The sequence below is a fragment of the Phenylobacterium sp. genome (genome assembly GCF_020253645.1).
Lineage (GTDB): Bacteria > Pseudomonadota > Alphaproteobacteria > Caulobacterales > Caulobacteraceae > Phenylobacterium.
Genome location: NZ_JADCBG010000055.1, coordinates 1 through 10972, shown reverse-complemented (window position 1 = coordinate 10972; position 10972 = coordinate 1). Strand labels below are relative to the sequence as shown.

12 protein-coding genes and 1 pseudogene are annotated in these 10972 nt (G+C 64.2%); 9 read left to right on the top strand and 4 right to left on the bottom strand.

What is annotated here, in order from left to right:
• Window positions 1–105 (top strand): hypothetical protein (locus tag INE98_RS04225; protein WP_293536829.1); only part of this gene is annotated, 105 nt, incomplete at its 5' end.
• 135 nt (window positions 106–240) lie between these two features.
• On the opposite strand, the gene INE98_RS04220 is transcribed toward INE98_RS04225, so the two are convergent.
• Entirely contained in the window at window positions 241–906 is a 666-nt protein-coding gene (locus INE98_RS04220) for a chloramphenicol phosphotransferase CPT family protein (RefSeq protein WP_293536828.1), read from the bottom strand.
• 127 nt (window positions 907–1033) lie between these two features.
• Here INE98_RS04220 and INE98_RS04215 point away from each other — a divergent pair, with 127 nt between their 5' ends.
• The 4 genes and pseudogenes from INE98_RS04215 (at window position 1034) to aspS (ending at window position 4480) form a co-directional block, all read left to right on the top strand.
• Complete coding sequence (locus tag INE98_RS04215; RefSeq protein WP_293519552.1) at window positions 1034–1768, top strand: 2-phosphosulfolactate phosphatase; 735 nt, start codon at window positions 1034–1036, stop codon at window positions 1766–1768.
• On the top strand, window positions 1765–2400 hold the full coding sequence (locus tag INE98_RS04210) for an HAD-IA family hydrolase (protein ID WP_293531359.1): 636 nt from the start codon (window positions 1765–1767) through the stop codon (window positions 2398–2400). Before INE98_RS04215 ends, INE98_RS04210 begins: the two co-directional genes overlap by 4 nt.
• 243 nt (window positions 2401–2643) lie before the next feature.
• Window positions 2644–2826 (top strand): annotated as a pseudogene (locus INE98_RS04205) (dihydrolipoyl dehydrogenase); the annotation flags it as partial.
• 325 nt (window positions 2827–3151) lie between these two features.
• Window positions 3152–4480: an aspartate--tRNA(Asn) ligase gene (aspS, locus tag INE98_RS04200; RefSeq protein WP_293536827.1), complete on the top strand. Its 1329-nt coding sequence runs from the start codon at window positions 3152–3154 to the stop codon at window positions 4478–4480.
• A gap of 410 nt (window positions 4481–4890) precedes the next feature.
• Here aspS and INE98_RS04195 read toward each other — a convergent pair whose 3' ends face one another.
• The gene (locus INE98_RS04195; protein WP_293536826.1) at window positions 4891–5478 is read right to left on the bottom strand and encodes a GDSL-type esterase/lipase family protein; all 588 of its coding nucleotides are present in this window, start codon (window positions 5476–5478) and stop codon (window positions 4891–4893) included.
• 189 nt (window positions 5479–5667) lie between these two features.
• Between INE98_RS04195 and INE98_RS04190 the strand changes: the two genes are divergently transcribed.
• Entirely contained in the window at window positions 5668–6471 is an 804-nt protein-coding gene (locus tag INE98_RS04190) for a methyltransferase domain-containing protein (RefSeq protein WP_293536825.1), read from the top strand.
• Window positions 6472–6481: 10 nt separating this feature from the next.
• Here the strand turns inward: INE98_RS04190 and INE98_RS04185 are convergent, their stop codons facing one another.
• Window positions 6482–6805, bottom strand: coding sequence for a cytochrome P450 (locus INE98_RS04185; protein ID WP_293536823.1), 324 nt, complete (start codon window positions 6803–6805; stop codon window positions 6482–6484).
• Between the two features lie 109 nt (window positions 6806–6914).
• On the opposite strand from INE98_RS04185, the gene INE98_RS04180 reads away from it, so the two are divergent.
• Window positions 6915–7529, top strand: a complete 615-nt coding sequence (locus tag INE98_RS04180) for an NUDIX domain-containing protein (RefSeq protein WP_293536822.1) — start codon at window positions 6915–6917, stop codon at window positions 7527–7529.
• Between the two features lie 274 nt (window positions 7530–7803).
• Here INE98_RS04180 and INE98_RS04175 read toward each other — a convergent pair whose 3' ends face one another.
• Window positions 7804–9360 (bottom strand): AMP-binding protein, encoded by a 1557-nt coding sequence (locus INE98_RS04175; protein WP_293536821.1) that lies wholly within the window; start codon window positions 9358–9360, stop codon window positions 7804–7806.
• Between the two features lie 140 nt (window positions 9361–9500).
• On the opposite strand from INE98_RS04175, the gene lipA reads away from it, so the two are divergent.
• Entirely contained in the window at window positions 9501–10457 is a 957-nt protein-coding gene (gene lipA, locus INE98_RS04170) for a lipoyl synthase (RefSeq protein ID WP_293536819.1), read from the top strand.
• Window positions 10458–10462: 5 nt separating this feature from the next.
• A complete protein-coding gene (locus INE98_RS04165; protein ID WP_293536817.1) occupies window positions 10463–10918 on the top strand; it encodes a type II toxin-antitoxin system RatA family toxin in 456 nt (151 codons plus the stop codon).
• The last annotated feature ends 54 nt before the right edge of the window (window positions 10919–10972 follow it).

The window sequence follows — 10972 nt, the reverse complement described above, 5'->3', positions numbered from 1 at the left end:
GCCACCGAGGCCGACCTCTTCGCGACCGTCTTCCCGCACCCCACCATCAGCGAAGGCATGCACGAGGCGGCGCTGGACGCCTTTGGCAGGGCGCTGCACGTCTGAGGGCGGAGTACCCCGTCCGTGGCGCTTCGCGGTCCATATCCCCAAAATAAAGGAATTCCAGCTACTTAAGGCCCCCATCGAAATCGACGCCCCTCCATTGCATGCTCCACCAGATGGAAAGCAGCTTCTTGAAGCTCATGTCATTGTCCTCTCGGAGGCTAGCTTTTCTGACGGATTCTGGCTGCCACGACGGCCAAGACTGTTTCTACGCAGGCGGTCAAACGCTGTTGCTCCAACTCCGCTCTTGAGCGCCTGGACAACCTCATCGGCGCATTGGCTCGGCGTCTTGTCCGTCGTGTCCACCGAGATGTCGTAGTCGCCATGGAGGTGAACTTGTCCGATCTGGCCGAGCACCTGGCCGATCTGGCGATCACCTCTTTGAAGCTCGCGTCGCTCTGCTTCTGCCAAATCACAGTAGACGCCGACAAAGGTGATGTGGTGGCCGCTCAGGACGTCCAGCCAGTCTTGCAGCAGCCAGGGTTCAAACAGGCAATCATCGACAATCACGGAGAGGCCTTCATTGGCCATGGCCGCCACTGAACGATGAAACGCTTTGGTGAGAGCGATGCCTCCCGGCCCGAGGCGTAGGTGGACTGCGCCATCAGGGGTCTTCTCAAAAATGCATCCGGTTGGAGTCTCGTTCCAGGCTGGAGGAAAGCTTGGGAAGACAAAGGCGTCCAAGCCTGTGAGCACGGGCTGAGGATCAAGTCGCCGTTGGATGGCCCGGGCGAGGGTGCTTTTGCCAGCGCTCGTGGTTCCGTTGAGGAGAATTATTCGAGCGGATCTGTCGTCGATCGTCACGCCATCCTCCCTTCTCATTGGTTCCATATTGGCCGAGTCCGGCGTGACTGCGCGGCACAGCTTCGATAACTTGAAGAGATGTATCCGCATATCCCAAGCGGGCAAGAGCGATAGACACCCGCTCAGATTGAACAGTTTTGAACTTTGTGTAGCGGGCCTTGCTGGAATGACCTTATCGCCGTCGATCAGGATTGAATCTCTGACCACCTCGGCACGCTATGCCAAAGGGGCGGTCGTCATCATCGACGTATTCCGGGCCTTCACGACTGCGGCCATAGCGCTGTCCAATGGCGCTGCAGCCATCGTGATGGTCGATGATGTCACCTCTGCCCTGATCCTACGCGAGCGAGGCGTCGGGAAGGTGTGCATTGGTGAACGGCGAGGACTGAAGCCAACAGGGTTCGAATTCGGGAATTCGCCCCACGAGATACGAAACATATCGTTCTCTGGCGATATTGTGATCCAGACCACCTCCAACGGTACGAAGGGCATCGTTGCTGCAAGGGGCGCTTCGTGCTTGTACGCCGCCTCGTTCGTCAACGCCGCTGCAACAGTCCGGGCAATTCAGAAAAGTGGTGAGCAAGAAGTTTGGCTCATCGCCGCAGGTGATGGCCCGGTCCGCGCGGAGGAGGACGAAATCTGCGCGCTCTACCTGCGAGCATTGCTCCAAGGCCGATCACCCGATCATGATACCATCCGCAGCGCGGTAGGGACCTTGAGTCCCCGCCTCGACGGACAGACGTTATCGGCTGAAGACTTCGCAGCCTGCCTTGAAGTCGACGCCACCCCACTGGCGATCCAAGTCGAGCAAACCGAGGGCCTTCTCGTTGCCCGCGGTGTTCGAGCGGAGGGAAAAAGTTGAGGAAATACATTCTCTTCGATCACGACGGTGTGCTGGTGGATACGGAGTTCTGGTATTTTCGCGCAGCTGAGCGTGCGCTGGCCGATCTCGGATTTACCTTGGACAAGGATCTGTATGTCCGGGACATGAGTCGGGGAGCGGGAAGCTGGGCCCAGGCCAAAGTCGCCGGTCTCGATGAGGAGAGCATCAGTAGGGCACGGGTCGCACGGGACGCCTATTATCAAGCGAGCCTCAGAACGCAGGCCATCGAAATCGAGGGGGTGGTCGAGACCCTCGCCGAACTGTCGCAATACGTTCGGATGGCGATTGTGACGACGTCAAAACGCGTGGATTTCGATCTTATTCACGAGAAACGTCAAATCAGGCGCTTCATGGATTTCGTTCTCATGCGCGAGGACTACGAACACCCCAAGCCGCACCCGGAGCCCTATGTCACCGGCCTGACACGTTTCCGGGCCGCCCGGGAGGAGACGCTGATTGTCGAGGATTCTCTCCGGGGCCTGAACTCGGCTGTGGCGGCCGGAATCGACTGCGCCATCGTCCACAACGATTTTACGGCCGCGCATGACTTCTCACAGGCAAGATATCGCCTTCGGCAGCTGAGCGAACTGGTAGACATTGTCCGCGCTTAGCTTGATGACGATCGCTTGGGTGTTGTGCTTATTGCCTTCATGCCCCGGAGCACGATCATTGATCTGGAAACACGGTGACGATTAATAATTACGGTAATAGTATAGCAATTGCTCGAACCCTGACCTCGAATCTCCATGAACGCAAGGAAATGTCAATTTGTGCACTGTCCTCTGTGGACGGCGCCTTATCGGCAAGGATTATTTGAGATGCTGCGACTTGGTCGGGTGCGGTCACCGTAATTCGCCCTGGTCGGCGCCCACATGATCGGCGCCGACGTCACCGAGATGATCCAGGGCTACGCCCTGGCCATGACCCTGGAAGCCACCGAGGCCGACCTCTTCGCGACCGTCTTCCCGCACCCCACCATCAGCGAAGGCATGCACGAGGCGGCGCTGGACGCCTTTGGCAGGGCGCTGCACGTCTGAGGGCGGAGTACCCCTTCCGTGGCGCTTCGCGGTCCACCTCCCCCTGAAAGGGGGAGGAATGAGAAGGGGTTAGAGGCTCCCGTTGGGAGATTTCCGGGCCAGGCCCCGGGGAGGGGGTTCAGGCCCTTGTCAGTCACAGCGGTTGGTGGCACGTTTAACTCATGTCCGCGCTGCTGCAGTTTTCGACCAATAACAACGGCCCCACCGGGGTCGAGGGTCTCTGCACGCGCTGAGCTAAAGACAGCAGGCAAGGATCACAAGGCCCCCCAATCGGCGGGGCCTTTTTCTTTGGCGCCGCAGATCGGTCGGCCTCTCTGGAGGTGACATGGAACCGATACGAGACCGCCAAACGACCCACCCGGCCATCGAGGACCTCCGCCGCCATATCGGCGCGGTCGTGACCCTGGACGGCTCTGTTGAGACCCTCCGCGATCAGAAGCGGATGCAGTTTCTCATTCTGAACCGTCACGGAGGAGCGGTGCAGGTCGTTCACGAGAAGGCCGGTGCAGATGACCGGCTGGCTCAGCGGCTGGGGGCCCTGACCCCAGGATCTGCCGTCACCGTGACGGGAACCGTGAGGGAGGCGGCTTCGGTCAAGCTGAACGGCCTTGAGATCGAGGCTGCGGACATCGTGGTCCACAGCCTCGCGGCGACGCCTCTCCCGGTCGCCGCGGACTCTTCGCTCGAGAAGCAGATCGACTGGCGGGTCCTGAGCCTGCGCAGGCCTGAGCAACGACTGGTCTTCGAAGTGCAGACCACGCTTGAACAGGCCATGCGCGCCTATTGGGCGCGGAAAGGTTTCATTGAGATCCACTCGCCAAAGCTCATGGGGACATTCAGTGAGTCCGGGGCCGAGGCGTTCAAGGTTCAGTACTTTGACCGGACCGCTTACCTGGCGCAGTCGCCGCAGTTCTACAAGCAGATGGCGATGGCGGCGGGATTTGAACGGGTTTTCGAGGTGGGACCGGCCTTCCGGGCCGAACCATCTTTCACCGCCCGCCATGAGACGGAGTTTACGTCGATCGATATGGAGGTCGCCTGGACGGACTCCCACCAGGATCTGATGGCGCTGGAGGAAGACTGGCTGGTCGAGGTGCTGACGCAGGTGGCCGACGTTCATGGGCAGGCGCTGGAAGAGCTCCTGGGCGTGCGGATCGACGTGCCCGTGAGGCCCTTCCCCAGGGTGTCCCTGCAGGAGGCACAAGCAATTGTCAGGGCATCAGGCCATACGCCGACAAAGACGGACGACCTGGACCCCGAGGGCGAACGACGATTGTGGGCGCACGTGGCGCGCGAATATGGCCACGATTTCGTCTTTGTGACCGACTATCCGGTGACAGCCCGGCCCTTCTATCATCGTCGTCACAGGGATCGGCCTGACCTGACGCAGAGCTTCGACCTGCTCTGGAGGGGTATAGAGGTCACGACGGGCGCCCAGCGGGAGCATCGATACGACCCGCTCAAGGCCCAGGCCGTGGAGCGCGGTTATGATCTGGAGCCATTGAGCAGCTATATCGACTTCTTCCGTTACGGTTGCCCGCCGCACGGCGGCATGGGTGTCGGACTCGCCCGGCTGCTGATGGTGATGCTCCAAAGGTCCAGTATCCGCGAGGTGACCTTTCTGAGCCGGTCCCCGACGCGTCTGACGCCTTGAGCCGCCTTGCGTTGATTTCCGGGGACATGTCGCCGAGGGCGAGCGTGGGAGCGTGGGCGTTGGGCCATGCCCTGGGCGCGATCGAAGAGACGCCGGAATTCCCCCTCCGTCGCGCTTCGCGCGCCACCTCCCCCTGAAAGATGTGGAGGAGTTTAGGAGCCATTGCTCCCCTGCGGGGGGGCTCCGGGCGCAGCCCGGTGAGGGGGCGCTGCGGCGGCTCGGCAGCCCCCTCCGTCCCGGGGCTTGCGCCCCGGTCCACCTCCCCCTCAAGAGGTGGAGGAATTAGGGAGCCATTGCTCGCCTGCGGGGGAGCTCCTCGCGAAGCGGGGTGAGGGGGGCGGCGCGCCCCGACCGGGCCGAGGTTGACCCGACGTTGGTTTACAAGGTGGCCAAACACGACTTCCGGGTCGTTATCGCCACGGCCACCATGCGTGGATGGCGCTGGCGAAGGCGGAGTAACTTTCGGCGTTTGGGTGAATGCCATCTCCGGCATCGGCTTCCCTTCGCCACGTCTCATAGACCTCCGCAGCGAATGGGACCGCGTCGAAGAAGGGGACGCCGAGGCTGGCGCACAAGCCCTTCAAGTGTTCGGAGTATGATCTGATCTGGTCGTTACGAGGCTGACTTGAGGTCACCGGGAGTGGGCCCATCATGAGCGTGGGGCGCCATGCTGAGGCTTCTGACAAGATATCGTGCGCGTTCTGAAGCGAAGCGCCCTCGGAGACACGTGGCCTGCCGAATTCATCATCCGGAGCCAGATCGTTGAGGCCGAAGGAAAACACCAGCCGCCCATCGCTGTCGACCGGCAGACGCACCGCCGCCTCCGGTTTCCACCGACGGAGAATGTCCTCGGAAGTGTCCCGCCGGATACCGAGGTTGTACATTGTCAAATCCGCGCCGGCCCGCCGCTCTGCGGCGCAAAGTCGACCCACCCAGCCAAGACAGTCATCATCGCCAGTACCGTTGACGAAGCTGTCGCCGAAGAAGCAAATCCGCATACTGAGGGTCTCCAGCCTCAATCTCTGCCCCGGAAAGACGTTTGTTTGGCGCAAAGTGACGATCCTTCGTCGCTGCGTGTATCATTGACGTTGGGGTCACTGTCACCCCAGCCCTGTGCCCCTGACCCCTACGGAACAGTCTGGCGGCGCATCAGCATCGCTGAGGAATGAGATCAGGTCGCGACATCCATGAACCCCCGTTCCCGTGTCCGAACCTGGCTTGAAATCCGGGAACCACTTGAGCGGCAGCTGGAGCCGCTGGGGCGCGCTGCAATGGAGGCCCTGGACGTTTCTGAGGGGCATCGTGTTCTCGATGTTGGCTGCGGTATCGGAGGCACGCCGATCGCTCTCTCCAAGCGGGTCGGGCCTTCAGGACGTGTTGTTGGATTGGACATACTCCCTGACGCGATCGACGTTTTGCGGGGCGATGGAGGGAACCCGGACAATGTCGACTTCATCTGCGGCGATGCTCAAAGATATGCCTTTTCAGAAGGGTCATTCGACGCGATTTTCTCCAGGTTTGGCGTCATGTTCTTTGACGATGCGACCGGGGCCTTTCGCAATCTTCTCCGTGCGCTACGCCCCGGCGGCCGCCTTGGTTTCGTCTGCTGGCGCGCCCTGAGCGAGAACGAGCTGGATGACCTGCCGCTTCGCGCCGCCGCATCGCTTCTGCCGCCGGATCTTGTGAGCAAGACGGCATTTTCGGGCTGGTTCTCGTTCTCCAGGGCGGAGAGTCTTCGGCGGATCCTGGGTGAGGCGGGATTTCTGGATGTCCAGATCACCTCCAGGGACGTGAGGGTCCATAGCGGGAGTCTTCGGGAGATGGTGGATGTCTGCACTCGGGTCGGCGCCGTGGGCGCAATTCTTCGCGACCGTCCGCATCTGATGCGCAAGGCCGCCCTGGCGCTTGAGGATGCGTTACGCGAAAGAGACGGCCCCAACGGTCCAGAACTCCGGGCAGGGGTCTGGATCGTTACAGCCAGGGCGCCCTAAGCCCGGCCCTTCATCGAATTCTTCGGACCGACATGGGCAATCCACCCGCCGGGCGCAGGGCGAGCCTGGCGACCGGCCGCACCCGGTGGGGTGAGACGACGGTGAAGTCGATGGCCCGCACGAGGCTTGCCAGGACCGTCACCGCTTCCATCATCGCGAACGCGGCGCCGAGGCAGATGCGAGGACCGGCGCCAAAGGGCAGATAGGTGCGGATCTGTCTGCGGCGGAATGACAGCTGCGGGGATAAACGGCGCTTCCGCCTGGGCAGGCCCCATTGCAGGCATCCGAGAGGTTCCGAGACAACCGTAGAGGCGCTCAGCCTACCCCCAATCATCGACCCCGACGAGGGTCATGGCTGTTCGTGTGAGGTGTTGCGGCCGAACATCCCGGCAAGGGGGGGGTGACCTCAAGACCCGTTGCGCCCTGTCCTTGTGGGGGAGTGCATGGGGTCCAGTCGTCATGTCTTGCAGGGGCAGGTTGACGGCGCATATCCTCTTCCGGTGACGGTTTCACCACCCCCAGACCTCGATCATCTGGCCGAGGCCTTCGCCGCGTCGCTGGCCGACCTGACGCCCGTCGCCGAGCGGAGGGGGAACTATGTCGACGCACCCGTGGTGGCGCGGACCTACGTCTCGGATCGAGCCCTGCCGGTGACCCTGGTCCGGTCAGCGCGGGCCCTGGTGTTGCGGCGCCGGGCCGTCGTTGTGGTGCGAGAGCGCGATGGCTATCGCCACATCACGCCAGGGGGGCGTCTGGAGCCGGGTGAGACCGTCGAGGAGGCGGTGAGGCGGGAGGTGCTGGAGGAGTGTGGCTGGCGACTGGGTGCGCTCAGGCCGCTGGGGTTCGAGCATGTCCAGCATGTTGATACGCCGCCGCCAGGGTTTCCGGCGGCGGGATTCCTCAATCCCATCTTCGTGGCGGAGGGTCTTTCGTTTCACCGGTCCGCCCGGGACATGACCCAGAGCGAAGTCGGCTCGTGCCTCGTTTCGGTCGCCCGGGCCTTACGGGAGCTGCCGGACTGGAGCGCGACCCTGTTGCGATCGGCGCACATGCGGTGACGGGTGCGGAAACGCCAGTCGAGGACGACTGGAACCACCTGCAATCCGGGTGTCACCGTCGAGACGGGCGCTACAGGGGCAGGGACGGAGCTGCAGCAGACCCCCTCCGCCGCGCTTCGCGCGCCACCTCCCCCTCAAGAGGTGGAGGAATTGGAGCGGCCAATTGCTCCCCTGCGGGGGAGCTCCGGGCGCAGCCCGGTGAGGGGGCTTGCTGAGGCGGTGTTGACCCCCTCCGCTGCGCTCCGGCCCGGGGCGAGGTGATGGGGCGGATGCGCTACGCCGCTCGGCGGCCTTCCACCTCCGCCAGGCGCTGGATGGTCACGTAGTCGGTCTTGCCGGTGCCAAGGACCGGGATTTCCGGCACCTTCACGATCTTGCGGGGCACGGCGATCTCGGGGGCGCCGAGGGACTGGGCGTGCTCGACAATGGCCGTGGCGGCGGCGTCGGTGCGGTCGGTGAAGAGGATCAGGCGCTCGCCCTTCTTGGGGTCGGGCATGGCTATGACGGCGTGGCGGTTCTCCGGCCAGAGGGACAGGACGAGGTCCTCTGCGGCGGTCAGGGAGACCATCTCGCCGCCCACCTTGGCGAAGCGCTTGGCGCGTCCCAGAATGGTGATCCAGTTGTCCTCGCTCATGCTGACGATGTCGCCGGTGTCGAGCCAGCCATCGACGGGGGTCTCCAGCGTGCCGTCGGGGTGGAGATATCCGGCCATGACGTTGGCCCCGCGCACGAGCAGCCGGCCGCCGCCGGTGATGCCCTCGACAGGCTCCAGACGCGCCTCCATGCCGGGCAACAGGCTGCCCACCGTGCCGCGGCGGTTGTCGTCCGGGTGGTTGATGGCGATGATCGGGGCCGCTTCGGTGGCGCCGTAGCCCTCGAGAATCGGAAACCCGCCGAAGCGATCCTGAATCAGGTTGTGCGTTTCTTCCCGAACCTTTTCAGCGCCTGCGACAATGAACTTCAGGCCTGCAAGCTCATCGCCATCGCTGGCCCGGGCGTACTGATTGATGAAGGTGTCGGTGGCCAGAAGGATGGCCGCCCGGGTGTCCTTGATCAGGGGCGGGATCTGCTTGACGTGCAGGGGCGAGGGATACTCGAACACCTTCATCCCGGTCAGCAGGGGCAGAAGGATGCCTCCCGTCAGGCCGAAGGAGTGGAAGATCGGCAGGGGATTGAACAGAACCCAATCGGGATCGATGTCGATGAAGTTCGCCGTCTGGGCGACATTGGCGATCAGGTTCTGCTGGGACAGGACGACCGCCTTGGGCGCGCCGAAGCTGCCTGAGGTGAAGAGGATGACGCCTATGTCCGACGGCTTGGCCGGAGACGCGAACCGCAGGGGCAGGGCGCCTGCGGCGGCGGCGAAGAGCTTGTCGGCCAGTCCGACCTTCTCGCGGACCTCCTCAAGGTAGGTGACGGTGGCCACGGTCTCCAAGGCGTCGACCAGGTCGTGCAGCTGGCCCTGCTCGATGAACTTGTGGGCGGTGAGGACCCGCTTCACCCCGGCCAGCTCGCAGGCGGCCTTCAGGTTGCGGATGCCCGAGGTGAAGTTGAGCATGGTCGGCACGCGGCCGAAGGCGTGGAGGGCGAAGAAGGTGACCACGCCCGCCGAACTGGCCGGCAGCATGACCCCGACCCGCTCTCCCTTCTCGGTGAGGGCGGCGATCCGGCGCCCGAGGGCGAAGGCGGCGCGGATCAGGTCGGTATAGCTGAGGGGATTGCGGTCCTGGTCCTCCAGGATCAGCTTCTTGGCGCCGAAGGCCGCCCTTGCGTCCACCAGGGCGCTGAAAATCGTGCCGCCGCCATTGATGTAATCTCCAAGCTTCGCCACGGACCTCTCCCTCTGGATTCTCTCTCTCCCCAAAAGGTAGTCGTCCCCCTCCAGAATGAAAAGACCGGTTACAGTCTGTGAGCGGCGCAGTGGGCGACCTCACGGCTTGATCCGGCGGCCCGGAAGGATGATCTAGGGGCATGGCCACCGTCATCGACACCCGCGCCGGTCCCCGGCCACGCCACCCCGAGAAGCGCAATCGGGCGGACACCCCGGTGCTGCGCAAGCCGGAGTGGCTGCGGGTGCGCGCGCCCGGATCGGAGGGCTATGCGGCCACCCGGGCCATCGTGAAGGCCCACGGCCTGGTGACGGTCTGCGAGGAGGCCGCCTGTCCCAACATCGGCGAATGCTGGACCCAGTCCCACGCCACCATGATGATCATGGGGGACGTGTGCACCCGGGCCTGCGCCTTCTGCAATGTGGCCACCGGACGACCCGAGCCCCTCGACCCGACCGAGCCCGCCCGGGTGGCCGACGCCGTGGCGAAGATGGGGCTGAAGCACGTCGTCATCACCTCGGTGGACCGGGACGACCTGGCCGACGGGGGCGCCGCCCACTTCGCCGCCGTGGTGCGGGAGATCCGCGTCCGCGCGCCCGGGGCGACGGTGGAGATCCTGACGCCCGACTTCCTGCGCAAGCCGGTGGAGGCGGCGCAGGAGGTGATCGCCTCGCGGCCGGACGTCTTCAATCACAACCTGGAGACTGTGCCACGGCTCTATCCCTCGATCCGGCCCGGCGCACGCTACTACCACTCGCTTCGCCTGCTGGAGCGGGTGAAGGAGGCCGATCCGGAGGCCTTCACCAAGTCCGGCCTGATGGTCGGCCTGGGCGAGGCCCGGGAGGAGGTGCTGCAGGTCATGGACGACATGCGCTCGGCCGGGATCGATTTCCTGACGATCGGACAGTACCTGCAGCCGACCCGCAAGCACGCGGCGGTGGAGCGGTTTGTCCATCCCGATGAATTCCGCGGCTATGAGGAGGCGGCCCGGGCCAAGGGCTTCCTGATGGTCTCGGCCAGCCCCCTGACCCGGTCCTCGCACCATGCCGGCGAGGACTTCGCCCGGCTGAAGGCGGCGCGGCTGGCCCGCCGGGGATAGGGCCGGTGCGCCACCGGCTCTCACGGCGTTCGCCCTACGCCCCGGAGGCGCTGTTCGGTCTGGTGGGCGATGTGACCCGCTATCCCGAGTTCGTGCCCTGGGTCCGGTCACTGCGCACCTGGAACGCCCGCACGGAGGCGGACGGCGCCGAGTGGCTGGACGCCGAGGTCCAGGTGGCCTTCGGTCCGGTCCGGGAGCGGTTCTCCACCCGGGTTCGTCGGGACCCGGCCCTGAAGCGGATCGATGCAGACCTTATCGCCGGGCCGTTCCGTCGCCTGCGCAACCGCTGGGACTTCGTGCCCGAGGACGGCGGCACGCGGATCGACTTCGACATCGACTTCGAGTTGAAGAGCCGTCTCCTGGAGGGCCTGCTGGCGGGCAATTTCGACCGGGCGGCGGGCCGGCTCCTGACCTGCTTCGAGGACCGGGCCCGGGCGCTGTTCGGGACAAACGGCAACTGACGCCGTTGACCCCCTCACCCCGCTTCGCGGGGAGCTCCCCCGCAGGGGAGCAAT

Coding starts and splice junctions, on each gene's coding strand:
- aspS (WP_293536827.1), top strand. CDS start 3,152: ATGGAACCGATACGAGACCGCCAAACGACCCACCCGGCCATCGAGGAC.
- INE98_RS04195 (WP_293536826.1), bottom strand. CDS start 5,478: ATGCGGATTTGCTTCTTCGGCGACAGCTTCGTCAACGGTACTGGCGAT.
- INE98_RS04190 (WP_293536825.1), top strand. CDS start 5,668: ATGAACCCCCGTTCCCGTGTCCGAACCTGGCTTGAAATCCGGGAACCA.
- INE98_RS04185 (WP_293536823.1), bottom strand. CDS start 6,805: ATGATTGGGGGTAGGCTGAGCGCCTCTACGGTTGTCTCGGAACCTCTC.
- INE98_RS04180 (WP_293536822.1), top strand. CDS start 6,915: ATGGGGTCCAGTCGTCATGTCTTGCAGGGGCAGGTTGACGGCGCATAT.
- lipA (WP_293536819.1), top strand. CDS start 9,501: ATGGCCACCGTCATCGACACCCGCGCCGGTCCCCGGCCACGCCACCCC.